General features: G+C 69.4%; 26 protein-coding genes, 2 tRNA genes and 1 rRNA gene. 17 read left to right on the forward strand and 12 right to left on the reverse strand.

The features are described from left to right. Window positions 1–27: 27 nt before the first annotated feature. Window positions 28–1,104 (reverse strand): mechanosensitive ion channel family protein, encoded by a 1,077-nt coding sequence (locus QSK32_RS08890; protein WP_483757023.1) that lies wholly within the window; start codon window positions 1,102–1,104, stop codon window positions 28–30. Between the two features lie 194 nt (window positions 1,105–1,298). Between QSK32_RS08890 and QSK32_RS08895 the strand changes: the two genes are divergently transcribed. Beyond that, a complete protein-coding gene (locus QSK32_RS08895) occupies window positions 1,299–1,844 on the forward strand; it encodes an HNH endonuclease (protein WP_045745167.1) in 546 nt (181 codons plus the stop codon). A 143-nt stretch (window positions 1,845–1,987) separates the two neighbouring features. Here the strand turns inward: QSK32_RS08895 and QSK32_RS08900 are convergent, their stop codons facing one another. Further along, window positions 1,988–2,815 (reverse strand): class F sortase, encoded by an 828-nt coding sequence (locus QSK32_RS08900; protein WP_285471624.1) that lies wholly within the window; start codon window positions 2,813–2,815, stop codon window positions 1,988–1,990. Between the two features lie 10 nt (window positions 2,816–2,825). Next, window positions 2,826–3,329, reverse strand: a complete 504-nt coding sequence (locus tag QSK32_RS08905; RefSeq protein WP_045745166.1) for a hypothetical protein — start codon at window positions 3,327–3,329, stop codon at window positions 2,826–2,828. Window positions 3,330–3,561: 232 nt separating this feature from the next. Between QSK32_RS08905 and ctaJ the strand changes: the two genes are divergently transcribed. Further along, a complete protein-coding gene (gene ctaJ, locus QSK32_RS08910; RefSeq protein WP_285471625.1) occupies window positions 3,562–3,804 on the forward strand; it encodes an aa3-type cytochrome oxidase subunit CtaJ in 243 nt (80 codons plus the stop codon). Further along, window positions 3,791–4,186: a DUF5130 family protein gene (locus QSK32_RS08915; protein ID WP_045745164.1), complete on the forward strand. Its 396-nt coding sequence runs from the start codon at window positions 3,791–3,793 to the stop codon at window positions 4,184–4,186. The genes ctaJ and QSK32_RS08915 overlap by 14 nt, the downstream gene beginning before the upstream one ends. 26 nt (window positions 4,187–4,212) lie before the next feature. On the opposite strand, the gene QSK32_RS08920 is transcribed toward QSK32_RS08915, so the two are convergent. After that, a complete protein-coding gene (locus QSK32_RS08920; RefSeq protein ID WP_045745209.1) occupies window positions 4,213–4,776 on the reverse strand; it encodes a Uma2 family endonuclease in 564 nt (187 codons plus the stop codon). 145 nt (window positions 4,777–4,921) lie between these two features. Next, window positions 4,922–7,480: an aminopeptidase N gene (gene pepN / locus QSK32_RS08925; RefSeq protein ID WP_045745163.1), complete on the reverse strand. Its 2,559-nt coding sequence runs from the start codon at window positions 7,478–7,480 to the stop codon at window positions 4,922–4,924. A 101-nt stretch (window positions 7,481–7,581) separates the two neighbouring features. On the opposite strand from pepN, the gene QSK32_RS08930 reads away from it, so the two are divergent. The 4 genes from QSK32_RS08930 to QSK32_RS08945 all read left to right on the forward strand — a co-directional run bounded on the left by QSK32_RS08930 (window position 7,582) and on the right by QSK32_RS08945 (window position 11,104). After that, window positions 7,582–8,208 carry a mycothiol-dependent nitroreductase Rv2466c family protein gene (locus tag QSK32_RS08930; RefSeq protein ID WP_285471626.1) on the forward strand — a complete coding sequence of 209 codons (627 nt, stop codon included), beginning with the start codon at window positions 7,582–7,584 and terminating at the stop codon, window positions 8,206–8,208. A gap of 284 nt (window positions 8,209–8,492) precedes the next feature. Continuing rightward, on the forward strand, window positions 8,493–9,689 hold the full coding sequence (locus tag QSK32_RS08935) for a DUF1015 family protein (protein ID WP_045745161.1): 1,197 nt from the start codon (window positions 8,493–8,495) through the stop codon (window positions 9,687–9,689). Then, entirely contained in the window at window positions 9,689–10,606 is a 918-nt protein-coding gene (locus QSK32_RS08940) for an alpha/beta hydrolase (RefSeq protein WP_045745160.1), read from the forward strand. Before QSK32_RS08935 ends, QSK32_RS08940 begins: the two co-directional genes overlap by 1 nt. Window positions 10,607–10,618: 12 nt before the next feature. Next, on the forward strand, window positions 10,619–11,104 hold the full coding sequence (locus QSK32_RS08945) for a ribose-5-phosphate isomerase (RefSeq protein ID WP_045745159.1): 486 nt from the start codon (window positions 10,619–10,621) through the stop codon (window positions 11,102–11,104). Between the two features lie 143 nt (window positions 11,105–11,247). Here the strand turns inward: QSK32_RS08945 and QSK32_RS45445 are convergent, their stop codons facing one another. Both QSK32_RS45445 and QSK32_RS08955 read right to left on the reverse strand, forming a co-directional pair. After that, entirely contained in the window at window positions 11,248–11,634 is a 387-nt protein-coding gene (locus tag QSK32_RS45445) for a hypothetical protein (protein ID WP_083449337.1), read from the reverse strand. Window positions 11,635–12,003: 369 nt separating this feature from the next. Continuing rightward, window positions 12,004–13,227, reverse strand: a complete 1,224-nt coding sequence (locus tag QSK32_RS08955; RefSeq protein ID WP_045745158.1) for a GNAT family N-acetyltransferase — start codon at window positions 13,225–13,227, stop codon at window positions 12,004–12,006. A gap of 99 nt (window positions 13,228–13,326) precedes the next feature. Here QSK32_RS08955 and QSK32_RS08960 point away from each other — a divergent pair, with 99 nt between their 5' ends. Continuing rightward, window positions 13,327–14,085 carry a DMT family transporter gene (locus QSK32_RS08960; protein WP_285471627.1) on the forward strand — a complete coding sequence of 253 codons (759 nt, stop codon included), beginning with the start codon at window positions 13,327–13,329 and terminating at the stop codon, window positions 14,083–14,085. A 222-nt stretch (window positions 14,086–14,307) separates the two neighbouring features. Here QSK32_RS08960 and QSK32_RS08965 read toward each other — a convergent pair whose 3' ends face one another. From QSK32_RS08965 to QSK32_RS08975, 3 genes are all read right to left on the reverse strand, one after another. Beyond that, on the reverse strand, window positions 14,308–15,183 hold the full coding sequence (locus tag QSK32_RS08965; RefSeq protein WP_353050960.1) for an SDR family oxidoreductase: 876 nt from the start codon (window positions 15,181–15,183) through the stop codon (window positions 14,308–14,310). A gap of 237 nt (window positions 15,184–15,420) precedes the next feature. After that, the gene (locus QSK32_RS08970; RefSeq protein WP_045745155.1) at window positions 15,421–15,927 is read right to left on the reverse strand and encodes an SRPBCC domain-containing protein; all 507 of its coding nucleotides are present in this window, start codon (window positions 15,925–15,927) and stop codon (window positions 15,421–15,423) included. Beyond that, window positions 15,924–16,247 (reverse strand): ArsR/SmtB family transcription factor, encoded by a 324-nt coding sequence (locus QSK32_RS08975; protein WP_285471628.1) that lies wholly within the window; start codon window positions 16,245–16,247, stop codon window positions 15,924–15,926. Before QSK32_RS08975 ends, QSK32_RS08970 begins: the two co-directional genes overlap by 4 nt. A gap of 238 nt (window positions 16,248–16,485) precedes the next feature. Between QSK32_RS08975 and QSK32_RS08980 the strand changes: the two genes are divergently transcribed. Then, window positions 16,486–17,256 (forward strand): LPXTG cell wall anchor domain-containing protein, encoded by a 771-nt coding sequence (locus QSK32_RS08980; RefSeq protein ID WP_045745153.1) that lies wholly within the window; start codon window positions 16,486–16,488, stop codon window positions 17,254–17,256. 511 nt (window positions 17,257–17,767) lie between these two features. Here the strand turns inward: QSK32_RS08980 and QSK32_RS08985 are convergent. Next, window positions 17,768–17,838: transfer RNA gene (locus tag QSK32_RS08985), tRNA-Gly, on the reverse strand. Between the two features lie 131 nt (window positions 17,839–17,969). Here QSK32_RS08985 and QSK32_RS08990 point away from each other — a divergent pair. From QSK32_RS08990 to QSK32_RS09020, 7 genes are all read left to right on the forward strand, one after another. Beyond that, a tRNA-Pro gene (locus QSK32_RS08990) sits at window positions 17,970–18,043 on the forward strand. Between the two features lie 37 nt (window positions 18,044–18,080). Beyond that, window positions 18,081–19,427 carry a trigger factor gene (tig, locus tag QSK32_RS08995; protein ID WP_045745152.1) on the forward strand — a complete coding sequence of 449 codons (1,347 nt, stop codon included), beginning with the start codon at window positions 18,081–18,083 and terminating at the stop codon, window positions 19,425–19,427. Window positions 19,428–19,636: 209 nt separating this feature from the next. Beyond that, window positions 19,637–20,272: a ClpP family protease gene (locus QSK32_RS09000; protein ID WP_045745151.1), complete on the forward strand. Its 636-nt coding sequence runs from the start codon at window positions 19,637–19,639 to the stop codon at window positions 20,270–20,272. A gap of 13 nt (window positions 20,273–20,285) precedes the next feature. After that, a complete protein-coding gene (locus QSK32_RS09005) occupies window positions 20,286–20,948 on the forward strand; it encodes an ATP-dependent Clp protease proteolytic subunit (RefSeq protein WP_045745150.1) in 663 nt (220 codons plus the stop codon). A gap of 212 nt (window positions 20,949–21,160) precedes the next feature. Continuing rightward, complete coding sequence (clpX, locus tag QSK32_RS09010; protein WP_045745149.1) at window positions 21,161–22,453, forward strand: ATP-dependent Clp protease ATP-binding subunit ClpX; 1,293 nt, start codon at window positions 21,161–21,163, stop codon at window positions 22,451–22,453. 2 nt (window positions 22,454–22,455) lie between these two features. After that, window positions 22,456–23,100: a GNAT family N-acetyltransferase gene (locus tag QSK32_RS09015; protein WP_285471629.1), complete on the forward strand. Its 645-nt coding sequence runs from the start codon at window positions 22,456–22,458 to the stop codon at window positions 23,098–23,100. Window positions 23,101–23,401: 301 nt separating this feature from the next. Beyond that, window positions 23,402–24,196, forward strand: coding sequence for a carbon-nitrogen hydrolase family protein (locus QSK32_RS09020; protein ID WP_045745147.1), 795 nt, complete (start codon window positions 23,402–23,404; stop codon window positions 24,194–24,196). A 6-nt stretch (window positions 24,197–24,202) separates the two neighbouring features. Here the strand turns inward: QSK32_RS09020 and QSK32_RS09025 are convergent, their stop codons facing one another. Beyond that, a complete protein-coding gene (locus QSK32_RS09025) occupies window positions 24,203–24,418 on the reverse strand; it encodes a hypothetical protein (protein WP_045745146.1) in 216 nt (71 codons plus the stop codon). Window positions 24,419–25,069: 651 nt separating this feature from the next. Here QSK32_RS09025 and QSK32_RS09030 point away from each other — a divergent pair. Then, window positions 25,070–25,141, forward strand: a 16S ribosomal RNA gene (locus tag QSK32_RS09030); the annotation flags it as partial.

Consider the following 25,141-nt stretch of genomic DNA (forward strand, 5'->3'; position numbering starts at 1 on the left):
AACCGCAGCTCCTGGCGTATGCGCAGGTCAACTGCCCGTGCCGGTGGCCTGGTCGTCGATCGAAGGCGAAGAATTTTCGGAGCCCAGCATCCAGGCCGGAGGCACCGCACTGCGCGGCGCGAGCCGGGAGGCGGCGATCCGTTCGGACAGTCCGGAGGCGTCCATCGCGTCGGACAGCGCCTTGCGCAGATCCCGCTGGATGACCGCCTGCGCGTCCGAGGTCGTCTTCGCGATGGTCCGCACCACCGCGCCGTCCACGGTGATCTGCTCGACGCCGATCACGTCCGGCGCCTCCAGGAACTCGGTCTGGTGCTCGGGCGTCTCGGCGACCTTGGCCGCCGCGCTCCGCAGCACGACCATCGCCTCCTCCGAGTTGACGAAGCCGATCGGGATGTCGATCACGACCATCGCCCAGCCCTGGCTCTTGTTGCCGACCCGGATGATCTCGCCGTTGCGGATGTACCAGAGCACACCCCGCGCGTCGCGGACCGTGGTGATCCGCAGGCCGACGCTCTCCACCACACCGATGGCCTCGCCCAGGTCGACCGTGTCGCCCACGCCGTACTGGTCCTCCAGAAGCATGAAGAGACCGGCGATCAGGTCCTTCACCAGGCTCTGCGCGCCGAAACCGAGCGCCACGCCGACGATGCCGGCGCTGGCCAGCAGCGGCGCCAGGTTGAAGCCGAACTCACCCAGCACCAGAAGGGTGGCCATGGTGAAGACGATCGCGCTGACGAAGCTGCGCAGCACCGACCCGATCGCCTCGGCCCGTTGCCGGCGGCGCTCCGGGATGAACTGCACCTCCTCGGCCGCCACGTCGGGCCGCTCCTTCAGCGGCTTCAGCAGCGCGGGCATCGCCGCCCGCGAGGTGCTGGCCGCCAGGCGGGAGATCCCCCGGTGCAGCGCCCACCGGATCAGCAGCGCGACCACGATGATCGCGAGCACCCGGAAGGGCTTCACCACGATGACGTAGCCGCTCTGGGCGATCCAGTCCGGGACGTTCTGGTCGAGGAGCCAGTCGCAGACGGCGTCGGCCTGACACGACTTGGTGAGGTCGACATCCGGGACGGAGAACGAGGGGTCGGGGGACGGAGCTAATGGCAGCACGAGGAGAGAAAGTACCGGGTCCAGCTGGGTGAAGACCTCAGACGTTTACCGCCCGGCCACAGATTGTGCTCGCAATTTGGTCATCCATCAGGGACTATTGGCGCACGGGTCTCGGTCGGAGAGGCCCACATCACACACGCATGGGCTATTTGGGAGCGGTTACAAGCAACTGACACCGAAGGGTGATCTCGATGCCTGACATACGACCTACAGTGGGCTCTTCCGCGTTAGTTCTCAACGCCACCTACGAGCCGCTGTGCGTCGTATCGGTGCGTCGGGCGACCATCCTGCTGCTGACCGCCAAGGCCGAGTGCGTCTCCGACGGAGACGGTCTCTTACACAGCGCACATCACACGCTTCCCGTCCCGTCGGTGGTCCGCCTCACCCGGTACGTGAAGGTGCCGTACCGCACTCATGTCGGCCTCTCTCGCCGAGCGATCTTCGCCCGGGACGGAGGCCGTTGTGCTTACTGCCGGGGTTCCGCCGAGACCATCGACCACGTCTTCCCGCGCAGCCGCGGCGGTCTGCACGCCTGGGACAACGTCGTGGCCGCCTGTGCCAAGTGCAACCACAGCAAGGGCGACAAGACCCCGGCCGAGCTGGGCTGGCGGCTGCACGCCGCCCCGGCCGCCCCGCGCGGTGTGGCCTGGCGGGTGCTCGGCCACCGCACCCCGGACCCCCGCTGGAAGGACTGGCTCGACCTGCCCACCGCCCCGGTGGAGGCCGAGGCGGCGTGAGCCGGGACTCAGCCCCGGTGTGAGGCACGGCTCGGTCCGGTGTGAGACAGCGTTCAGCCCCGGTGTGAGGCAGGGCTCGGTTCGGCGTGAGGCGGCGCTCAGCCCCGGTGTGAGGCACGGCTCGGTCCGGTGTGAGCCAGCGCTCAGCCCCGGTGTGAGTCCACCAGCGAGGCGAAGACGACGACGTTGTCGGAGTAGCCCTCGTCCCCACCCAGCCACGTCCCGCCACAGGTCATCAGGCGCAGCGACGGGCGGCTGTAGTCGCCGTAGACCCGCTGCACCGGCAACCGGTCCTTGTCGAAGCTCTCCACCGAGTTGACCTCGAAGACCGCCACCGAGCCGTCGGCCCGGGCCACCTCGATGTCCTGACCGGGCTTCAGCCGGCCCAGCTCGTGGAAGACCGACGGACCGGTCCGGGTGTCGGCGTGCCCGACGATCAGCGCCGGCCCGAACTGTCCCGGTGTCGGGCCGCCGTCGAACCAGCCGGCTTCGTTGTGCCGTTTCAGCGGGGGCACCTCCACCGAACCGTCGTCGGCGCGGCCCACCTCGAGGATCGGCGCGGACACGTCGATCGACGGGATGTCCAGGCGTTGCGGCCGGCTCGGGTCGAGCACCGGGAAGTCCCGGGCCGTCGGCGCGGACTGCTCGCCGAACAGCCCGCCGCCCAGGTTGAAACCGGTCGCGGCACCCACCCCCATGGCGACCACGAACAGGCCGACGAAGAGCAGCGCCAGGGCGATCAGCCCGATCATCTCGCCCCGGCCGCGGCGCCGCCGCCGGGGTTGCGCCGGGGGTTTGCGCCGTTGCCGGGGCACCCGGAAGGACGACCTGCCGGGCGCGGCCTGCGGTGCCGGCAGCGGGCCGGTCACCACCCCGGGTGGGGGTGGCGTGATCACCTGGGCCGGCCGTTTCCGGGCCACCGCCTCCGGGACCCGGGAACCGGCGGGTGGTCGTCGTGTCTCGTCCGCCATGCCGTCCGCCTCAGCCGGCCCGGCGGCGGCGCAGCGCCACCGCGGAGAGGATCAGGCCGGCCAGCAGCGCCGCCATGCCCCCGCCGATCAGAACCGGTGGGGTCGCCCCGGACGCGGTGCCACCGCCCCCGGTGGCCGGGCCGCGCTGTGGCTCGTACGCCGCGACCACGTGCAGCGTGGCCGTCGCGGACTTGCCGTCCGGGCATGTCAGCAGCGCCGGGTAGTCGCCGGGCTCGGTGTCGCCGGGAACCCGCTCGGTGGCGGTCAGGAAACCGAACTGCGGCTCGACGGTGACCTCGCCGATCGGTTCCGCGGTGACGGTCGCCGCCTTCAGGTTGTCGTCGCAGGAGGCGCGCAGGGCGATCTCGTCCCCGGCGGGCACGGTGCTGGGATTGAGCTCCACGAAGACGGCAGCCGCCGCGTGGGCGGCCCCCGCGTGAAGCAGGACGGGTGTGCCGGTGAGTGCCAGGGTCGCTGCCATCGCCGCTGCAGCGGCGGGGACGGACGTACGCATGGATTCCCCCCTCCAGGCCGTCCGGGAACGGATGCACACGGACGGCGCGTGAGGGTGATTTTCGCACCCCGGGGCACATTCCGCGTAGATCCCGACGGCGTGAGACCCCGGTTCGAGACCCGACGCTCCGGGACGACACGCGCTCCGCTACCGTGATTGATGTTCAGAATCAAGAGGATCACCGGCGCCTGGGGGCGTTCAGTTGTCAATTATCAGCACCGTTCTGGTCTTTGTGATCATTCCGGCCGCGGTCATCGGGGCGGTGGCGACTCTCGTTCTCACCGGTGCCGAGCGGGGTAAGCCGTCCCGTCGTTACCGGCCCGGTTCGCCGTTCGACTTCCCGGCCATGTGGTTCACGGCCTCACCGGCCCAGGTCGCCCCGGTCGCCGGCGGCGGGCACCACCTCGTGATCGAGGACAGCTCGGGCTCCCCGGTCCAGCCCGGTCCCACAGGAGGCGCAAGTGGCAAGTGGTGAGGTCGCCCAGATCGGCCAGGCGGCAGACAGTCCCTTCACGACTCGGGAGCTTCGCCACCTCGACGAGGCACTGAGCACCGCCGACCAGGTGACCGGCCTGAACTTCAGCATCTACCTCGGTGAGCTGGAGGAGCCGGCCCGTGCCGCGGCGGAGAAACTGCACCAGCAGACCCGTGCGCCGCAGACCGGCGTCCTGATCGCGCTCTCGCCCGATCAGCGCGTGCTGGAGATCGTCATCGGTTCCGCCGCCCGCAGGCGGATCTCGGACCACGACGCGAAACTGGCGGTCTTCTCGATGACCGCGTCGTTCTCCGTCGGTGACCTCGCCGGTGGTCTGCTGGTCGGCATCGACCAGCTGGCGAGCCACGCCGGACGGGCCTGACCCGCCTCCGGTCCACTCTCCAGAACTCAGCGCCAGGTGGCCGGTGCCACCTTCACCGGGTACGGGGCGTCGAGTTTCGTGTTCTCGGCGCCCTCGACGCTGCGGGTCAGCCGATAACCACCCGCACCGTCCAGGGCGTACACCCGCACGACCGGGCCGGCCGCGGTCAGCTCCACCCGCCAGAACGCCGGGATGTCCGCGGCGGCGTACACCGCGGGTTTGAGAAAGCGGTCGTAACTGCGCGTCCCCTCCGCCTCGACCTCCACCACCAGGGCCACCTCGGCGGGCGAGACCCAGATCGAGCCGGAGACGCGCGGGCGCAGCACCATCACATCCGGCACCACGTTGCTCGTGGGCGTCGCGATGCCGATCCGGGAACACACCCACCAGCCGGCCGGGGCGACCGGCCGCAGCGTCCCCACCATCGACTCGACGAGCGCGTCGTGCGCCTCGGTGGTCGGCGGGGAGACGTGCAGGCCACCCTCGACGATCTCGTAGCGGTGCCCGTCCTGGGGGAACAGGTGCAGGTCCGGCTCGGTCCACGGTCCGTCCGGCGCATGCCAGCGGGCCGGAGCGCTCGGGCTCAGCATCGTCACGGGCCACCTCCATCACCGCGGAGTGCCAGCCTACTTACACAGAGTTGTAATCACGGCGTTTCCGCCGGGTAACTCATTTCATGCAAAAGGCCCCTCCACCCGTCTCAGGTGGAGGGGCCCTCTGTCGATAGGCCTCTGATCAGGCCGCGGACTCGTCCTTGGCCCGGGCCTTCAGCGCCCGCAGGATGCCGTCACGCCCCTCGGCGACCAGGCGGCGCAGCGACGCCGGGTGACCGTCGCGGGCCAGCCAGGCGTCGGTGAGCGCCACCGTCTCCTCGCTGATCTGGTACGCCGGGTACGCCAACTGAGCGAACTCCTGCGCCGGCTCGCTGTCCGAGCGGGCCCACACGTCCGCGACCACGTCGAAGAACTTCTCCGCGTACGGTGCGGTCAACGCCACCTGCCGGGTGCTCTGGAAGCCCTGCAGCAGGGACCGGTTGAGCCAGTTCGGCAGCGCCTTCGGCCCGGTGAGCTCGGCCCAGACGCGGGCCTTGTTCTCGGCGGACGGCACCAGCGCCCGGGCGATGGCCGCCTCCCGCTCGCCGCTCGCCGTCTTGTCACCGGCCAGCTCGGCGTCGATCTCGGACTCCTGCGCGGCACCCAGCGCGGACAACGCCTGCAGCAGACTCCACCGCAGCTCGGTGTCGACGACCAGACCCTCCGGGCGGGACGTGCCGGAGAACCAGCCCCGCAGCACCGCGGCCTCGTCCGGGGTACGCGCGGCGGTGATGAACGCCCGCGCCCAGGTGAGCTGCCATCCGCTGCCCGGTTCGGTGGTGGCCAGCTGCCCGGCGGCCATCGACGCCAGCATGCCCCAGCCGGTCGGCGCCCAGCGCTGGTCGGCGAAGCTGGTCAGGGCCATCCCGGCCTGCCGCAGCGTGGCCGTGGCCAGGTTGATGTCGGTCTCGGCCGGCAGACCCGCGACGACCAGGGTCACGTAGTCCCGGGCCGCCATCTCGGCGTCGCGCAGCATGTCCCACGCGGCCGCCCAGCACAGCGCCCGCGGCAGCGACGACTCGAAACCGGCGATGTGCTGCACCAGGGTGCCGAGCGAACGCTCGTCGAGGCGCAGTTTCGCGTACGTCAGGTCCTCGTCGTTGAGCAGCAGCACATCCGGCGCCTTGACCCCGGCGAGCGCGGTGACCTCGGTGCGTTCCCCGGCCACGTCCACCTCGATCAGCTCACGCCGGACGAGCCGGTCGCCGTCGAGGTCCCACAGGCCGATGCCGATCCGGTGGGTCCGCAGCGTCGGGTAGTCCGCCGGGGCCTCCTGCAGCACGTGCACGCTGGCGTAGTCACCGTCGGCATCCACCTCGACCACCGGGCGCAGCGTGTTGACCTGGGCGGTCTCCAGCCACTGCGCGGCGAACTTGCGCAGTTCCCGGCCGGACGCGGTCTCCAGCTCGGTGAGCAGGTCGTCGAAGGTGGCGTTGCCCCAGGCGTGCTTGGCGAAGTACGCCCGCAGGCCGGTCAGGAACGGGTCCAGCCCCACGTACGCGACCAGCTGCTTGATCACGCTGGCGCCCTTGGCGTACGTGATGCCGTCGAAGTTGACCTCGACCGCCTCCAGGTCCGGCATCTCGCAGTACACCGGGTGGGTGGAGGAGAGCTGGTCCTGGCGGTAGCCCCAGGCCTTACGGATCGACAGGAACGTCGACCAGGCGTCGGAGAACCGGGTGGCCTCGGTGTTGCACCAGTGGCTGGCCCACTCGGCGAACGACTCGTTCAGCCACAGGTCGTTCCACCAGCGCATGGTGACCAGGTCACCGAACCACATGTGCGCGAGCTCGTGCAGGATGGTGTTGGCGCGCTGCTCGTACTCGTAATCGGTGACCTGCGAGCGGAAGATGTAGTGCGCCTCGGCGTGCGTGACGCAGCCGAAGTTCTCCATCGCGCCGGCGTTGAAGTCCGGCACCCACAGCTGGTCGTACTTCGGCAGCGGGTACCGCACCCCGAACTGCTCGTGGAAGAAGTCGAAGCCCTGCTTGGTGATCGTGAACAGGTCGTCGGCGTCGAGGTACTGCGCCATCGAGGACCGGCAGAAGACACCCAGCTCGATGCCGTCGTGCGAGTCCCGCACCTCGTGGTACGGCCCGGCGCAGATCGCCGTGATGTAGGTGCTCATGCGTGCCGAGGTGGCGAAGTGGACCGTCTTGGCGCCCTCGGCGGCCGGCGCCTCGCTCTCGGCCGGCATGTTCGAGATGACCTTCCAGTGCGCCGGCACCGTGGCGTGCCACGTGAAGACGCTCTTCAGGTCGGGCTGGTCGAAACAGGCGTAGGCGCGCTGGGCGTCCGCGGTCTCGAACTGGCTGTAGAGATAGATCTCCTGGTCGACCGGGTCGAGGCTGCGCTGCACGCCCTGCCCGCTCGCGGAATACCCGAAGTCGCCGTCGACGACCAGGGTGTTCTCCTCGGCCAGACCGGTCAGGGTCAGGCCGGTCTCGGGCGTCCAGGCGCCGATGTCGAGCGGCGCGCCGTTCAGCGTCGCGGAGTGGATCGTCGCGGCCGCGGCCTCGACGAACGTCTCCGCACCCGGCTCGGCGCACCGGAAGTTGATCACGGTGGTGGACCGGAACGTCTCGGAACCGGGGTTGCCGTGCCCGTCGGTCAGGTCAAGGGTGATGTCGTACCCGGTCACCTCGAGCAAACGACCACGCTCCGCGGCCTCGACCTGGGTCAGGTTGTGAACTCCGGCCACGTGCACTCTCCTTCGAGCTACTGCGTTTCCTCGAAGCCTATGCGCCTACGGCGACGCAACTCACCCCGACCGGGCCCCGACCTAGGAGGATCATTCAAGTCATGACCAACCGTGCCACCGTCGACATGTGGTTCGACCCGCTCTGCCCGTGGGCCTGGATCACCTCCCGCTGGCTTCTCGAAGTGGAGAAGGTCCGCCCCCTCGACATCCGTTTCCACGTGATGAGCCTGTCCGTCCTCAACGAAGGCCGCGACCTTCCCGAGAGCTACCAGGAACTGATGACCAGGGGTTGGGGGCCGGTGCGGGTCTGCATCGCCGCCGCCGAGACCGCCGGGCCGGAGGTGCTGCGCGACCTCTACACCGCCCTCGGCGCCCGGATCCACCTGCAGAAGTACGAGCTGGGCGAGGAACTGTTCCGCGAGGCCCTGACCGAGGTCGGCCTGGACCCCGAACTGGCCGCCGCGGCGACCACCGACGCCCGCGACGAGGCGTTGCGCACCAGCCACAACGCGGGCATGAAACCGGTCGGCACCGACGTGGGCACCCCGGTGATCCACGCGCCGGGACCGAACCCGGGTGAGACCATCGCCTTCTTCGGCCCGGTGATCACGCCGGCGCCCAAGGGCGAGGCGGCCGGCAAGCTCTGGGATGGCGTCGTGCTCGTCGCCGGCACCCCCGGATTCTTCGAGATCAAGCGAAGCCGGGACATCGGTCCGATCTTCGACTGATCGCATATCGGGAATCACGACTCCGCCGGGTGTACGCCGTCGTTGGATGGGTGACATATGCACCCATCCAACGACGGAGGCGGGTATGCCGGAGAACGAACCGGTGGGATCGAGCATCGGAGTACAGCGCGGGGTGTGGGCGGACCTGCCCGCCGAGGTGGCGCTGATGGTCGCGCCTCCGGTCACGGTGACCGCGAGTCCGCATGTCAATACGCCGTTGAGCAGGTCACGGGGGAACATGCCGGTAGGCGGGCGTCGCAGGCGAGCCGGGTAAGTTGCCCCCCATGACGGTCGTGCACCCGATCAGCCGGGCCTGGATCACCAATGGCGGTACCGGTGCCCAGAATTATGACGAGTTCGCCGACGACGCCGAGATCACCGAGATCATCACGGCCGCGCCGCACAGCGCGCTGGCCGTGGAGATGCCGCATCTCGCCCCCGATTCCCTCGGCAAGTCCTTCCTCGAATCCCTCCCGGACGCGGTGGTCCGGCTGGAGCGGGCGAAGTCCGAGGGCCGCTATCAGGCCGCCGAGCACGTCGTCGTGCTCTACCGGATCAGCGCCGACGGGGAGGCCCCGGCCTACGGGCTGTGGAGCATGGTCGAGACCGGCCAGATCTCCACCAGCGCCGACGAGCCGGGCCTGGTCATCCGCAACGAGGACGTCTTCATCAGCAAGGTCCGTGAGCGCGTGGCTCTCGCCGAGGCCGTCGGGACGCTGCTCTCACCTGTACTCCTGCTGCAGACCGGCAAGGGCGAGGAGCTGCACGCAGCTCTCGCCGACGCCACCGGCAAGGCGGGCGAGCCCGCCGCGACCGACGTGGACCCCACCGGGCGCACCCACGCGATCTGGGTGCTGGGCCCCGGCGAGCTGCAGACCCAGCTCCTCGACCTGGCCGGCGGCGGCGAACTGGTGGTCGCCGACGGCAACCACCGCAGCCTGGCCGCGCAGACCGGCGGCCTCGAACACTTCCTCGCGGTCGTGACCACGCCCGCGTCGGTCGCCATCCAGCCCTACAACCGGCTGGTCAGCGAGCTTCCGGCAGACCTCGGCGACCTTCTCGGGCGACTCCGCGCGGCCGGGGCGACGGTCACCGAACTGCCGCGTCCCGCGCAGCTTCCGGCCAAGACCTCCATCGAGGTGTACGCGGCCGGCCGCTCCTTCGCCATCGGCCTGCCACCGGACCCGGACGGCACGGCGGTGGAGAACCTGGACCACGCCCTGGTCGAACGCGTCCTGCTGCGGGACGCGCTGGGCCTGGACGCGGGCGACAAGCGGATCGCCTACATCGGCGGGGACTACCCGGTCGAGTGGCTGCGCGACGAGGTCGACGCGGGCCGGGCCGACCTGGCGATCCTGATCGCCCCGGTCACCGTGGACGACTTCGTCGAGGTCAACCTGGAACGCCTCAAGCTGCCACGCAAGAGCACCTGGTTCACGCCGAAGGCCCGGGGCGGTCTCGTCCTCGCCCAGCTCCGCTGATGATCCACCCCCAGGTGACCGCGGCCGCGAAGCTGCGGCGCAAACCCACGGCCGACGAACTGGCCGCCGACCCCTACCACCGGCTGCTCGGCATGCGCGCCGCGATGGAGGAGTCGAACGAGGCGGAGACCGGCCCGGCGATCCCGTTGCCGGTCGTCGTCGACCTGGACGCCGGCGGGGTGCCCTGCCGGCTGTACGCGACCAGGACCGGCACCCCGGTCCTGGTCTACCTGCACGGCGGCGGCTGGTGCTACGGCAGCATCGAGACCGTGGACCGGTTCTGCCGCCGGGTCGCCGAACGGTCCGGCTGTGCCGTGCTGTCGGTCGGCTACCGCCTGGCACCCGAACACGTCTTCCCGGCGGCCCTGGACGACACCACGACGGTGCTGGACTACCTGCGGACCTCCGGGGCCGACCTGGGGCTGGACGTGTCCCGGCTGGCGATCGGCGGCGACAGCGCGGGCGGCCAGCTCGCCACGGTCACCGCCCGCCGGCAACGCGACGCGGCCACCCCGCTCGACTTCCAGGTGCTGATCTACCCGACCCTGGACCCGCTCACCTCCGCCGAGAGCTACGACGAGGTCGGTGCGTACGGCCTCGACCGCGCCTCGATGAAACTGGCCTGGGAGACGTTCGTGCCGGACCCGGCACTGCGCTTCACCCCGGACGTCGCGCCCCTGGCGGTGGCGGATCTGTCCGGAATGCCGCCGACTCTGCTGATCACCGCGGAGTACGATGCGTTGCGCGACGAAGGCGCCGACTACGCGAACGCGCTGATCGCCGCCGGAGTCCCGGTGGTCCACACCCGCTACATGGGCGTGAACCACGGCTTCGCCCGCAAGTTGGCCACCATCGACGCCGCCCGGGCCGCGGCGGATCAGGTGGCCTCCGCCCTGCGTTCGGCCCTCACCTTCTGAAAGACTCCCGACATGCGTCTCTACCTGGGTTCCGACCACGCCGGTTACGAGCTGAAGATGCACCTCGTCAACCACTTGATCAAGCAGGGCCACGACGTCGTGGACGTCGGCCCGCACGCCTACGACCCGGAGGACGACTACCCCGCCTTCTGCTTCCACACCGGTGCCAAGGTGGTGGCCGACAAGGGCTCCCTCGGCATCGTGATCGGCGGCTCCGGCAACGGCGAGCAGATCGCCGCCAACAAGGTCCCCGGCGTCCGCTCCGCGCTGGCGTGGAAGACCGAGATCGCCCAGCTGGCCCGCCAGCACAACGACAGCAACGTGATCGCCATCGGCGCCCGGCAGCACACCCTCGACGAGGCCACCGCCTTCGTCGAGGCGTTCATCGCCACGCCGTTCTCCGGCGACGCGCGGCACGCCCGCCGGATCTCCCAGCTGGCGTCCTACGAGACGGACCGTGAGCTGCCCGAGCTGCCGGAGACCGCCCCGTCGGTCTGACCGCAAGACGGCAACTCCCGCAGCGTGTGAAGCCCTCGGCCTCACACGCTGCTCTCGTCTGTCCCGCCGCCGGTGTCCAGTCGGTGTGGTGGGCGGCCGGGCGGTTCTCGGCCTCGCGCGCCGCTCCCGCCGCCGGGCTCCGGTCAGCGGCGGGGCAGGTCCTCGCGCGGCGTCCAGTTGCGGCGGACGATGGGAAGGTCGCGTTCGGCCTCCGCGAACTGCTCGTCAGTGGGGCGTGAGGCGTCCCGGGCACGGAGAGCGGCACCCACGCTGACCTGCGAAGAGCCGGACCCGACCAGGCCTCGCAGGCCACGCTCGGCATCCCGTTCGTCGCCGTTGCCGCCGCCTCCGGACGGGGGACGCCGGTACCCGTTGCGAACCGGCCGCTGCGGCGAACGCTCGGCCTTGTTCTCGTCCGACTCCGCGGGGACCCCGGGCCGGGGCCCCGGAACGCCTGCCGGGGGAGAGGGCGGCGGCGTGGGCACGGGGACCGACGGTGCTGAAGCCGCACTGAGCGGCGGCGTGGGCACCGGCGTGGAGGCTGGGGGCGGCGTCGGTACCGGTGCCGGTGCGGTGGCCAGCGGCGGCGTGGGCACCGGTGCCGGGCTCGGCGGCGGACCGGGAACCGGTGTCACCTCTGCCGGGGGAGTGGGCAGCGGGACATGACCGGGTGGCGGTCCGGGAACGGGCACCTTCCGGGTGACGTCGCCGGACTCCGCGGCCGGAACGCTGCCGCCCTGATCGGCGTCCAGCTGGTTCGCCTCCTCCTGCGCCGCCTCCTCCTGCGCGGCCGCTTCACGGGCCGCCTCACGCGACGAGGAGGAGGCGGGGCGGATGCGGCGACGTCGGTGTTCGGGCTGGCCCATCCGCCGACCGTACCCCCGCAGGTGTGATGTCGGTCAGAAGCTGTCGGTCGGCGACGGGGCCCGGTGCCAGCCGAACGCGACGCTCGGATCGTTGCCGGTCAGCATCCGGACCCGGCCGGCCGCGGCGAGGACCGACAGCGAGGTCGCGCCCAGGTAGGCGGCGCCCAGTTCGGTCACCGAACAGGACAGGTCGGCCTGGTCGGTGGTCGGCACACACCTCGCCGCGTCGGGTCCGCCGGTGAGCCGCCAGCGCCCGTTGTTGCCCTCCAGCAGCGGGTCGGTCACCTCCAGGACCACGTCGACCGGAGTCGCGTACCGGCGGGCCGCCAACGCCGCCGGAAGATCGACGATCCGGACCCACAGGCCGTCACCCAGGGACGTGCCCAGCCGGCGCGGCTCGTCGACCAGGAACCGCAGCGGCTCGTCGAGCGCGCCCCGGCGCATCGTCACCGACCGGGTCAGGTCGATGCCCAGCAGGAAACGCCACAACGCGACGTAGGTCTGCGGGTCGGCGGCCACCATCTCCTGGACCTGGACCTCACCGTTCGGCCCCCGGTCGGTCCAGTCGTCCTTGACGCGCCACAGTGCGTACCCCGAAGGGCCGTGCGGGGTGTCGTGAACCACCGCGCGCAACGGGGTGGCGCCCCCGCGATGATCCTTCGGGTCGGAGATCGTGGTCCGCCACCAGCGGTCGTCGCGGTTCGACCAGCCGACCCGCTCCGGGCGCAGCTGCTCGTAGACCTTGCCGAGATCGGTGAGCACGCTCGCCGGATCGGCCATCCGCAGCCGTCCGGCCGGCACGTCCGAAGGAGCGGGGAGACGTACCTCACGGTTCGCGATCTGCAGCATCAGGCGTGACGAGGCCGGTCCGTACCCGAACCGGGGGTAGATCGTGGTCTCACTCGCCCACAGGACCGCGATCGGTTCCCGCCCGGCCGCGGCGACGTCCTGCAGCTGGCGGTGCATCATGCGGGTGAGCAGGCCCCGCCGCCGATGCGTGGGGGCGACACCCACGCCGGTCACGTGCGCGGCCGGAACCACCGCGCCGGGCACGGTCAAGTCCCTGCTCAGGATGGCGGTGTGGCCCACCAGGGACGACCCGTCGACGCAGGCCAGCGAGCGTTCCGGCTCGTAGATCTCGGCGATGCGCTCCCGCGGCTCACCGTCGGTGTCCTCGTGGAAGACCGTGTCGAGCAGATCACAGACCGCCGCGAAGTCGTCCGTCGTCGCCGGCCGTAGCGCAACCTCATCGTTCATGGCTTGTGTGTAACGGACAGCTGTGTGTCAGGGCGAGCGATTATGCGGGCTCGCTACGCTCGAAGTGAGCGGTCGCCGACCGCAGCCGAGAGGGGAAAGATGCCGGAGCAACCGCAGTGGCCGGAGCGGACGCTCAACATGCCACCGCAGGACCCGTGGGCCGAGCCACCCACGGCGCCGGTCTCACCGTCGCCGTTCGGGTCCGATGCCGACCCGACCAAGCCGGACATGCAGGAGACCGCGCGTCACCCGCAGTCGGCCCATGCCGGTGCGCCGCGGTCGACGGCTGCGCAGGACGCCACCCGTGTCGGTGCGCCGCAGTCGCCCGCCCCGCAGGGCGCGGCCCGCGCGTCTGTGCCGCAGTCCCCGGCCCCGCAGGGCGCCGCAGGCGCGGACCGGTCGCCGTTCAGTCGCGGCCGGGCACAGGTGAGCCCGCGCGCCCCGCAGCATGAGGAACACACGTCGACGGCCGAGTGGCACGGTGAGCCGGAGCGTCCCGAGCAGCCCCCGCGCAGCCTCGACTGGCACATCCAGCGGCTGCGCCGCGGCGGCGAGTGGACAAGCGCGGCGCTGCTCTTCTCCTTCGTCTGCTGGGGTCTGTGGGCTTTGGCCTCCGGTGAGGGACTGGCCAACGCCTTCATCGTGTACGTGGTGTCACTCGTCGTCGCCGCAGGCGTCTTCGCGCTCTCCCGCCTCGTCGGCCGGGTCGTGCTGGAACGCCAGATGGGCCGTCAGCGGAACACCGCCCGCGGTTCCCACCTGGTGACCGCCCTGTTCCTGGTCGGCGTCGGCGTCGCCTTCCTGCGCCAGACGGCGTGGGTGGTGACCGCTTACACCTGGATCGCCGGCCTGTTCTGAGCCGCACACGGCTCCACCGGTCACCCGTCAGGACGAGCCTGCCCACCCCACCGCGGAGGGCAGGCCGTCCCCACCACCGGTTCCCGCTCCGTCCCGCGGCCGGCCTCTCACCGTTCCCGGGGGACTGCGTCGGCACTCCCGAGGTCGGCTCACCGTCCTGAAGCCGACTCGGTTCTCCCCGGATCGGCTCGGCCCTCCCGGGAACGGCTCACCGGTCCGGGGTCAGCTCACCGGCTTGCCTCCGGTGACGCCGAGGACCTCGCCTGTGGTGTAGCTCGACTCCGGGCTCGCGAAGTGGACGTAGGCGGCGGCCAACTCGGCGGGCTGGCCGGCCCGTCCGAGGGGTGTGTCGGCGCCGAAGGAGCGGACCTTCTTCTCCGGCATGGTGGCCGGGATCAGCGGCGTCCAGATCGGGCCGGGCGCGACCGCGTTGACCCGGATGCCCTTCTCGGCCAGGTCCTCGGCGAGTGCTTTCGTGAACGCGACGATGCCGCCCTTGGTGGTGGCGTAGTCGAGCAGCGCGCTCGACGACAGGTATGCCTGGATCGACGCGGTGTTGATGACGGTCGCACCGGGCGGCATGTGGGGGACAGCGGCCCGGCAGAGCCAGAACATCGCGTACAGGTTCGTCTTCATCACCCGGTCGAACTGCTCGTCGGTGATGTCGGTGATCCCGCCGGGCTGCGCCATCTGGTACGCCGCGTTGTTCACCAGGATGTCGATGCCGCCGAGTTCGGTGCGGGCACGGTCGATGATCGTCCGGCAGTGCGCCTCGTCGCGGATGTCACCGGGCACGGTCACCGCCTTACGGCCGGCCTTCTCGATCCACTGCACGGTCTCCCGGGCGTCCGGCTCCTCCTCCGGCAGGTACGAGATCAGCACGTCGGCACCCTCACGCGCGAACGCGATCGCCACCGCCCGCCCGATGCCCGAGTCGCCGCCGGTGATGACGGCCCGCCGACCGGTGAGCCGGCCGGTGCCGCGGTAGGACTGCTCGCCGTGATCCGGCCGGTCCGGCATCTGCGAGGTCAGGCCGGGCGGAGTCAGGTCGCCGCCGTTCAGTTCGGGCCTCGGGTACTGCTCGCGCGGGTTCTCCACGACATCGCCTCCTCGTCACGGGCGCCGGTGCGCTGCGGTGCCGGTGTGGTCCCCGCGGATGTCCGGTGCTGATGCCCTCCGAGTTCCCCCGGCCGACCGGATTAACCGGGCGGTGACCACCCGCCCTCTCCCGGCGGTGGCGCTACGGCAGGGAGAGGGCAGACGGTCGCGTGGTAGCCCGGGTACATCCGGTAGGCGTACAAGAGAAAGAAGAGTGCGGGAACCGCCTGGCTCGCGTTATGCCTGGGTGAGGACCTTGCCGGTCTCCAGGAGCGACTTGAGATCGCTGAGCACCCACGCCCAGCCACCGCCGCCTTCCGCGCCGGCGTCTGGGTTGCCGCGGGTCATGTTCGCCGTGGCCGGTGCGCCGTCGAGCTGGTGGGTGATGGTGACCCGGCAGACGCCGGGGGAGGAGTCCTCGATCTCGTAGGTGAGCGTGGTGAACGGTTCCGCGGCGCAGGTCGGGTCCATGAGCATCCGCCAGGTCTGCACCAGCCGGCGCGGAGGCTCGGCCTCGAGCACCTCGCCGTCGACGATCACGTCCGGAAGGGGCCAGCCCTGCTGGGCGGAGTAGTCCTTCATCTCCTGGCTCGGGACCGAGTGGTATCGCCCGCCCTTGCGTAGCTCGTAGAACTGGGGAGCGGCGTAGCCGTATTTCTTGTTCCACTCCGGGTCGACGATCGCGTCCCAGATCTTCTCCGGGGTCGCCTTGATCCAGATCCGGTGGACCTGCGTCTCGCTCATGGCTCTTCCTCCAGCGCTCGCTTGAGATCGATGAGTGCGGTCACGTGCTGTTCGGTGTATTTGTCGATCCACCGGTCGTGGATCTGCCGGATCGGGACCGGGTTGAGGAAGTGCAGCTTTTCCCGGCCGGACCGGCGCGTGACGACGAGACCCGCCTCCTCGAGCACCTTGAGGTGCTTGGCGACGCCGAATCGGGTCATCGCCAACTCGGACTCCAGCTCGGTCTGGGTGCGCCCGTCACGGGCGAACAGCAGGTCCAGCAGGAAGCGGCGGCTCGGGTCGGCCAGTGCCCTGAACACCAGGTCGAGCTCGTCGGTCATGCGGCAAATTTAGGTGACCATTTGGTCACCTGTCAAGCTGTTCGCAACCCCAGGATCGGCGCCCGCCGGGCCGGTGTGCTGCGCAAACGGAAATTCCGCAGATGAGCCGGACCGTGGCCGCACCCGGCCCCGGTCCCCACGCCGGCTGCTCCGCCCGCGCCGTTCCGGGCGGCACCCGCTGTTAACCCATCGACGCTAATATCTTCGGGTTTCGGCCTTCAACGGGGAGTAAGACCACATGCGACGTACGATTCCCGCCGGTGTCCTGACGGCGCTGGCCCTGCTGATTCCGGTGGCGCCGGTGGCGGCGCAGGCCGCGGTGCCCGGGCCCGACGCGGCCTGCCAAACGGTCGAACGCAAGCTCTACAAGGACATCCGCGAGCTGGTCACCATCGACCTGGACACCGCCACCGACGTGGAGATCCGAGTCCTCGCCAACCAGATCTTGGCCGCGGTGAAGGCCGACGCGCTGCCCGTCCTGCCGCCCGCGATGCAGGAACACCTGGACGGCACGGCGGACGACCTGCGGGCCTTCCTCAAGAAGGGCATGCAGAGCGCCTGGACGGTGGATCTGCGGATCTCGGTCGGCCGCACGATGACCGACGCCGGCACCAACGTGCGGGCGGCCGCGCAGAGAGTGCTCGACGACGCGACCCTCGACTCCTATCTGGCGTACCTGAACGACGGCCTGTATGTCGCCCGTGAGCTCGACTGCGCTGCCGGGCCCTCGGCCTCGGCCTCGGCGTCGGCGTCGGCGTCGCCCAGTGTGACGCCGTCCGCGACGGCGAGCGTGTCACCGTCGGCGACGACGAGCGTCGCTCCGGGCGCGACGACCAGCGTCAGTCCGGCCGCCCCCGGTGGCGATGAGGACGAGGGCGGCGAGGGCGGGGGGCTGCCCGTGACGGGTTCCGCCTCCGGCGCTGTGGCCGGCGTCGGAGGTGCGCTCCTGCTCCTCGGAGGCGCCGGCTTCCTGATCGGGCGTCGCCGCCGCGCCCGCTTCGAGGCGTAACCGACCTGATCGCGCCCGGCCGGCCGTTCCGCCGAGTCGGGCACGATCGGCGGTGAGCGTGGACGGCGTCGAGGAGGCGACGGAAAACCGGCCAGAGGAGTGTCCGGTGGCCGTCAGAGGAGGCCCGATCGCCTCGGTGGACAGGTCTTGTGCCGCGTGCGACCACGCCGTGTGGCCTTGATCACTGTTGCGCCGAGTTCCGGCCGCCGGCGGGGGTGAACTGGCTGCCTGTGGGCCGGTTCTGTCCGCGTACCCCGGAAGGTCGTTGCCCGGAGGCGATCGGGAGGGCCGCCGCCGAAGCTCGCGCACGGCGTCCGGTTCCGCGCTGATCCACCGGCATCCGACGAGTCACTGGAAGAGGAGTGACTGAAACCGGTCGTCGGCCGGCAGGCGGATCACCGAACGGAGTAGGCCCGGGAAGGCCGCTGAGGGCGGCGCAAGATCCACGAGAGAGTGAAAAGAAACGGCCCTGACCAGGAGAGACATCCTCCGGCCAGGGCCGTTTCGACAGAGCGGGCGACGAGAATCGAACTCGCGTAATCAGTTTGGAAGACTGAGGCTCTACCATTGAGCTACGCCCGCATGACCCCCGAGAAACCCCGGGGCTCGTGCACAGCTTACTGAATCACCTACCGGTCGCGCGAACCGGATTACCCAGCAGGTGACTCCAGCGCACACGCAGGAGAGCCGACCGCATACACTGGCCGACGCCACGGGGTGTGGCGCAGCTTGGTAGCGCACTCGCTTTGGGAGCGAGGGGCCGTGGGTTCAAATCCCGCCACCCCGACTGCCACTATCTGTCCGCAGCAACAAGGAGTACGCCTGTGAAGAGCACCGTCGAGACTCTGAGCCCGACTCGGGTGAAGCTCGCCATCGAGGTGCCGTTCGACGAGCTCAAGCCGAGCCTGCAGAAGGCGTACCGGGAGATCGGCGCGCAGGTGCAGGTTCCAGGCTTCCGCAAGGGCAAGATCCCACCTGCCGTGATCGACCAGCGGGTCGGCCGGGGCGCGGTCCTCAACGAGGCCGTGCAGGAGGCGATCCCGCAGCAGATCCTCGCTGCGGTTCAGGAGCACGACGTCAAGACGCTCGGCCGCCCCGAGGTCGAGATCACGGAGTTCGCCGACAACGCGCCGCTGAAGTTCACGGCCGAGGTCGACGTGCGCCCGGAGATCACGATCCCGGACCTCTCCACCATCACCGTCACGGTTCCGGCCGTGGAGATCGGTGACAGCGAGATCGACGAGCAGATCAACGGCCTGCGTGAGCGTTTCGCGACGCTGAAGACCGTCGAGCGTGCCGCTGCGGAGGGCGACTACGTCCAGCTCGACCTGAACGCCACCGTCGACGGCGAGGAGGTGCCGGGCGGCTCGGCCACCAACATCTCCCACGAGGTCGGCAGCAAGCAGCTGCTTCCCGGTCTCGACGAGGTCCTCGTCGGCCTGTCCGCCGGTGAGGAGGCCACTTTCACCACGCAGCTCGTCGGTGGCGACTACGCCGGCCGCGACGCCGAGGTGAAGGTCGTCGTCCGGACCGTCAAGGACAAGCAGCTCCCCGAGATCGACGACGAGTTCGCCCAGCTGGCGAGCGAGTTCGACACCCTGGAGGAGCTGCGGGGCGACCTGCGCGAGCGGGTCACCAAGGCGAAGAAGGTCGAGCAGATCTACGCGGCTCGTGACGAGGCGCTCAAGCAGCTCGTCGAGGCCGCCGAGATCCCCGCTCCGGAGGGCGTCGTCAAGGAAGAGGTCGACGGCCGCAAGCAGGCGATGACCGACCAGCTGGAGCGGATCGGCGCGACCCTGCAGGACTACCTCGCCTCCGAGGAGAAGACCGAGGAGCAGATCGACCAGGAGCTGACCGAGGCCGCCCAGGAGGGCGTCCGGATCCAGCTGCTGCTCGACACCGTCGCCGACGCCGAGGACGTCCAGGTGTCCGACGACGAGTTCGGTCACGAGATCGTGCACCGGGCGCAGCGCGCCCAGATGCAGCCTCAGCAGTACTACGACCAGCTGGTCCGTTCGGGTGCCGCCGCCTCCGTCTTCGGCGACGTGCGCCGGGGCAAGGCGCTGGCCTCCGTCATGGAGCAGGTCACGATGAAGGACACCGAGGACAACGTCCTGTCCCTCGACGACCTGCGCGCGGCCGACGACGAGCACGCCGGCCACAACCACTGATCACGGTCTTTCATCGGCCACCGCGCGGCATTCACGCCGCGCGGTGGCCGATGCCGTTTGTCAGGGGTACGTCCCAGCGCGGGTGCGCTGTCAGCGAACACCTGCCCGAGCGGGAAGCTGATGCGCATCCGACCAGTTAGGTTGGTCGTACGACGGACAACCTGCCGGCCGGACCCTTCGGCCGACACAGCAAGCTGTGAAGGGCTGCCATGACCGAACTCCACATTCCCGCCGGCCCCGTGCTGCGGCGCGGGGGCGACGCCCTCAGTGGCAACCTCGACGATTCGGTCTTCAACCGCCTGCTGCGCGAGCGGATCATCTTCCTCGGCAGCGAGGTCACCGACGCGAGCGCCAACCGCATCTGCGCGCAGCTGCTGCTGCTCTCGGCCGAGGACCCCGAGGCCGACATCCACCTGTGGATCAACTCGCCGGGTGGCTCCGTCTACTCGGGGATGGCGATCTACGACACGATGCAGTTCATCGACAACGACGTGCAGACCGTTGCGATGGGCATGGCGGCTTCGATGGGGCAGTTCCTGCTCTGTGCCGGCACCGCGGGCAAGCGCTTCGCCCTGCCGCATGCCCGCATCATGATGCACCAGCCGTCCGGGGGCATGGGTGGCACCGCCGCCGACATCGCCATCCAGGCCGAGCAGATGCTGTACACCAAGCGCATGTTCCAGGAGCGGATCGCGTTTCACACCGGTCAGACCCAGGAGCAGATCGCTGCCGACTTCGACCGGGACCGCTGGTTCACGGCCGAGGCAGCGAAGGATTATGGCTTCATCGACAAGGTGATCACCGGGGCCACGCAGGTTCCCGACGGTGCCGGAACGCTGAACTGAGGAGAGCTGACCCATGACTGATCTGACTATGCCTCCCGGGTTCGCTCCGGTGCACAACCGCTACGTGCTGCCCTCGTTCTCCGAGCGCACCTCGTGGGGTATCAAAGAGTCGAACCCGTACAACAAGATGTTCGAGGACCGGATCATCTTCCTCGGCGTTCAGGTGGACGACGCGTCGGCCAACGACGTGATGGCCCAGCTGCTCACGCTGGAGAGCACCGACCCGGACCGCGACATCACCATGTACATCAACTCGCCCGGTGGCTCGTTCACCGCGATGACCGCGATCTACGACACGATGCAGTATGTCCGTCCGGACATCACCACGGTCTGTCTCGGCCAGGCGGCCAGCGCGGCCGCCGTGCTGCTCGCCGCGGGCACCCCGGGCAAGCGGATGGCGCTGCCGCACTCGCGGATCATCATCCACCAGCCGGCCACCGAGGGTGGCTACGGCCAGGGGTCGGACATCGAGATCCAGGCCCGCGAGATCATGCGGATGCGGACCCAGCTCGAGGAGATGCTCGCCCGCCACTCCGGCCAGACCGTGGAGAAGGTCCGCAAGGACATCGACCGCGACAAGATCATGACGGCGGACGAGACCAAGGCCTACGGTCTGGTCGACACCGTGCTGGTCAGCCGCAAGAAGAGCCTGCAGGCAGTCGGCGCCGACAACTGAGCACGCGCTGTCAGGGGCCGGCCGGGTCACCGCTAGACTGGCCGACCCCTGACACGCCCGTTTTGGGGGGTCGGAGAACTGCCCCTTTGCGGGTAACGTCGAGTCTGCAGCCTCAGTTACGCGGGTCGGCGGACGATGAGATGGCAACGAGGCAATCCGTCCTCGGACACGGACCGGTCGGCGGCCGGCCAATGAATGCAGGGAGAACGTAGGTGGCACGGATCGGCGACGGTGGCGACCTACTCAAGTGCTCCTTCTGTGGGAAATCGCAGAAGCAGGTCAAGAAGCTCATCGCGGGCCCTGGGGTCTACATCTGCGACGAGTGCATCGATCTCTGCAACGAGATCATCGAGGAGGAGTTGGCCGAGACCGGCGAGGTGAAGTGGGAAGAGCTTCCCAAGCCGATGGAGATCTGCCAGTTCCTGGACAACTACGTGGTCGGCCAGGAGCAAGCTAAGAAGGCGCTCTCGGTCGCGGTCTACAACCACTACAAGCGGATCCAGGCCGAGTCGAGCGGCGCGCCCGGCGGTGGCAGCGACGTCGAGGTCGCCAAGTCCAACATCATGCTCATCGGCCCCACCGGGTGCGGCAAGACGCACCTGGCGCAGACCCTGGCCCGGATGCTCAACGTGCCGTTCGCCATCGCGGACGCCACGGCGCTGACCGAGGCCGGTTACGTCGGCGAGGACGTCGAGAACATCCTGCTCAAGCTGATCCAGGCCGCCGACTACGACGTCAAGCGCGCTGAGCAGGGCATTATCTACATCGACGAGGTCGACAAGATCGCCCGCAAGAGCGAGAACCCGTCGATCACCCGGGACGTCTCCGGCGAGGGCGTGCAGCAGGCCCTGCTGAAGATTCTCGAGGGCACCGTGGCGAACGTTCCTCCGCAGGGCGGTCGCAAGCACCCTCACCAGGAGTTCATCCAGATCGACACGACGAACGTGCTGTTCATCGTGGGTGGCGCGTTCGCCGGCCTGGACCGGATCATCGAGCAGCGCGTCGGCCAGAGCGGCGTGGGCTTCGGCGCCCGCCTGCGCTCGATCTCGGAGCGGAACACCGACGACATCTTCAGCAAGGTCATGCCCGAGGACATGCTGAAGTTCGGTCTGATCCCCGAGTTCATCGGCCGGCTTCCGGTGATCACCACGGTGCGCAACCTCGACCGTGAGGCGCTCATCAAGATCCTCACCGAGCCGCGCAACGCCTACGTCAAGCAGTACCAGCGTCTCTTCGAACTGGACGGCGTCGAGCTCGAGTTCGACGAGGGCGCGCTCGAGGCCATCGCCGACCAGGCCATGCTCCGCGGCACCGGTGCCCGCGGTCTGCGCGCCATCATGGAAGAGGTCCTGCTCTCCGTGATGTACGAGGTTCCCAGCAACCCGGACGCCGCCCGCGTGGTGATCAACCGAGAGGTCGTCCTGGAGAACGTGAACCCCACGATCGTCCCCCGGGAGTTCGTCGGCCGCCGCCGTCGCCCGGACCGCGAGGAGAAGTCCGCCTGACCTTGGAACCCCGAGATCTGGCGGCTGTTCTCCGCGCCGTCGAACGTGCCGAACGCCAGGTCCCGGACCCTTGGCTGGAGCTCGTTCCATCACCGTCGTCCGATCGGGCGGCGGTGTTGGCGTTTCCCGGTCACGTGGTGATCGCCGCCGACATCGAGCGTCCCTGGGCCGAAAAGTGGATCACCGGGGATGATTTCGCCGCGCCGACCGGGCCGGCGTTCCTCGGCGCGCTGGAACGCCGTCTCCGTCTGAGCGCCGGCACCCTCGACGTCATGCTCCTCGGCACGCCCCTGCCGGGTGATCCACCGGTCGCCCTCCGCCGGATCGAGAACAGCCGACACCCGCGGGTCCTGCGTGCACACCACTACCGCACCGACGTCCGGGCCTGGACCACCGACCACGGCCTTCTGATCATCGGCCGCGGTCTCGGCGGACGCTGGGAGGTCGCCTTCGAGGTCGACGAGACCGTCCGGGGCCGCGGTCACGGACGGATCCTCGCCACCGCCGCCCGGCATCTCGTCCCCGCCGGCCGCCCGATCTGGGCGCAATGCGCCCCCGGCAACGCCGCCAGCCTCCGCGCGATCCTCGCCGCCGGCTTCCAACCGGTCGGCTCCGAGGTCCTTCTCATGCCGCCCGGCTTCCGCTGAGCGCGTTTTTCACCCCTATGTGGTACGAGTGACGACGCCGTACCGTGGCTCCCACCGCGGCCCGGGTGCCGGGCAAGGCCATAGCGCGGGCGCCGGGGCATGCCTGCGAGGAGACCACTGCGGGCCTGTGAGCGTCCAACTGTGAGCGGATGCGCCCAACTGCGGGTGAGAGGGCAGATCCGTCCGCGACGACCGTTACGGGGCTGCTCACCCGGTTCCGCAGGCCGCGTCACGGCCGGGGCGGCCGGGAGGGTCGCGCTGGCGGTCCCGTAACGCCTCCGGTGGCCGTACGGTGGTATTCATGCGTGTCGCCGTCTGCCAGCTGAACTCTCGCGAGGACCGTGCTCACAACCTCGCTGTCGCCCGTGACCTGCTGGAGCGAGCCGCCGCTGGTGGCGCCCGGCTCGCGGTGCTCCCGGAGTATGTCGACTTCCTCGGCCGTGCCGCGGACGCGCCGAAACCGGAACCCGTCGACGGGGAGTTCGCCGCCTTCTTCGCGGAGGCCGCCCGGGAACTCGGCATCTGGGTGCACGCCGGTTCGTTCCACGAGACCGGTCCTGATGAAGGGCGGACATTCAACACCACGCTGGTGTTCGGTCCCGACGGTTCGCGGGCCGCCGTCTACCGGAAGGTCCACCTGTACGACGTGGAGATCGCCGGCCGGGTGTCCTACCAGGAGTCGCGAACCGTCGCGCCCGGTGCGGAGACCGTGGTGTTCGACCTGAACGGCGTGCCGACCGGTCTGAGCATCTGCTACGACCTGCGGTTCCCGGAGTTGTACCGGCAGCTCGCGATCGCCGGCGCACGGATCCTGGTGGTGCCCGCGGCCTTCATGCTGCACACCGGCCGTGACCACTGGGAGGTGCTGCTCCGTGCCCGGGCGATCGAGAACCAGTGCTTCGTACTCGCGGCCGGCCAGATCGGCGATCACGAACCGAATCGGACGTGCTTCGGCCGCAGCATGATCATCGACCCGTGGGGAACGGTGCTGGCGCAGGCGCCGGACACGGCCGGTGTCACCTTTGCCGACCTGGATCTGGAACGGCTGGAAACCATTCGCCAGGAATTGCCGAGCCTGGCCAATCGGCGTTTGTAGCCGGGGTCACAGATTCTGGACGAGGAAGCCGACGACGGCCAGGCCGACGACGGCGCCGCCGACGATCAGCAGGGCGCCGCCCATGCGGGACGGACCGCGCATCAGCAGGCGATGAGCCGAGACGACCACCGTGACCAGCACAAGCAGGCCGATCACGACCTGCCAGAGCGGCACAAGAAGGCTGAGGAACGCGTCGACCGCCAGCGTCTCGGATGCGTTCATGACGCCACTCTGTCACGGTTTCCTTTCTCCGTGTGTGTCCGCGCCGCTCAGGCGGGCATGGACGTCGATTTGCGGTCACCGTGCCAAGTCCCGTAACTTCTTCTCTGCCCACGGGAAACCGGGACGGACCACCACAAACGTGATGATCCGGATCGGGGCTCGAGGGTGACGGATGCGAGCTAAGCTCGAGTCCGGGCCAGGGTGGTGTGACCGCGGAAATCTCCAAGAAATTGGATTTGCGGTTGCGGGGCCAGCCAGGTAGAGTTACACAGCCGCCAGGGAGACGGGCGAGCGAACGGGACCTGAAGTCGAGGGCTCGGAGCGGCCGTCCTGGGGGAAACCCAAGAAATAGTCACGGTGAATCATCGTGTATTGTTTCGCGGGGCTCGAACGGATTTCTCAGCCGATCGAATTCGCCGGAAACGCGGATTTGACGGGGCGGAAAACGAGAGAGTAAAGTTGAGCGAGTGCCCCGGACAACGGGCCGCGGAAGCGGAACGTAAGATGGTGTGCGGTTGTTCTTTGAGAACTCAACAGGGTGCTTGATAAGCCAGTGCCAATTATGGCAATACCCCGGCTCATCATTTCGGTGGTGAGTTGGAGATTCCTTTGGCAACATTTGTTTGTTGCCGGGACGCTTTTCCAAAGATTTTGTTGGAGAGTTTGATCCTGGCTCAGGACGAACGCTGGCGGCGTGCTTAACACATGCAAGTCGAGCGGAAA

The organism is Actinoplanes sp. NBRC 101535, assembly GCF_030269225.1.
Classification (GTDB): Bacteria; Actinomycetota; Actinomycetes; order Mycobacteriales; family Micromonosporaceae; genus Actinoplanes; species Actinoplanes rectilineatus.

Excerpts from the sequence above, each read along its gene's own strand:
- QSK32_RS08975 (WP_285471628.1), bottom strand. The coding sequence starts at position 16,247 with ATGACCGACGAGCTCGACCTGGTGTTCAGGGCACTGGCCGACCCGAGC.
- QSK32_RS08945 (WP_045745159.1), top strand. The coding sequence starts at position 10,619 with ATGCGTCTCTACCTGGGTTCCGACCACGCCGGTTACGAGCTGAAGATG.
- QSK32_RS08935 (WP_045745161.1), top strand. The coding sequence starts at position 8,493 with ATGACGGTCGTGCACCCGATCAGCCGGGCCTGGATCACCAATGGCGGT.
- QSK32_RS08895 (WP_045745167.1), top strand. The coding sequence starts at position 1,299 with ATGCCTGACATACGACCTACAGTGGGCTCTTCCGCGTTAGTTCTCAAC.
- QSK32_RS09020 (WP_045745147.1), top strand. The coding sequence starts at position 23,402 with ATGCGTGTCGCCGTCTGCCAGCTGAACTCTCGCGAGGACCGTGCTCAC.
- QSK32_RS08905 (WP_045745166.1), bottom strand. The coding sequence starts at position 3,329 with ATGCGTACGTCCGTCCCCGCCGCTGCAGCGGCGATGGCAGCGACCCTG.
- QSK32_RS08940 (WP_045745160.1), top strand. The coding sequence starts at position 9,689 with ATGATCCACCCCCAGGTGACCGCGGCCGCGAAGCTGCGGCGCAAACCC.
- QSK32_RS08980 (WP_045745153.1), top strand. The coding sequence starts at position 16,486 with ATGCGACGTACGATTCCCGCCGGTGTCCTGACGGCGCTGGCCCTGCTG.
- QSK32_RS08960 (WP_285471627.1), top strand. The coding sequence starts at position 13,327 with ATGCCGGAGCAACCGCAGTGGCCGGAGCGGACGCTCAACATGCCACCG.
- QSK32_RS09000 (WP_045745151.1), top strand. The coding sequence starts at position 19,637 with ATGACCGAACTCCACATTCCCGCCGGCCCCGTGCTGCGGCGCGGGGGC.
- QSK32_RS08970 (WP_045745155.1), bottom strand. The coding sequence starts at position 15,927 with ATGAGCGAGACGCAGGTCCACCGGATCTGGATCAAGGCGACCCCGGAG.
- QSK32_RS09005 (WP_045745150.1), top strand. The coding sequence starts at position 20,286 with ATGACTGATCTGACTATGCCTCCCGGGTTCGCTCCGGTGCACAACCGC.
- QSK32_RS08900 (WP_285471624.1), bottom strand. The coding sequence starts at position 2,815 with ATGGCGGACGAGACACGACGACCACCCGCCGGTTCCCGGGTCCCGGAG.
- QSK32_RS08920 (WP_045745209.1), bottom strand. The coding sequence starts at position 4,776 with ATGCTGAGCCCGAGCGCTCCGGCCCGCTGGCATGCGCCGGACGGACCG.
- QSK32_RS09025 (WP_045745146.1), bottom strand. The coding sequence starts at position 24,418 with ATGAACGCATCCGAGACGCTGGCGGTCGACGCGTTCCTCAGCCTTCTT.
- QSK32_RS08955 (WP_045745158.1), bottom strand. The coding sequence starts at position 13,227 with ATGAACGATGAGGTTGCGCTACGGCCGGCGACGACGGACGACTTCGCG.
- QSK32_RS08930 (WP_285471626.1), top strand. The coding sequence starts at position 7,582 with ATGACCAACCGTGCCACCGTCGACATGTGGTTCGACCCGCTCTGCCCG.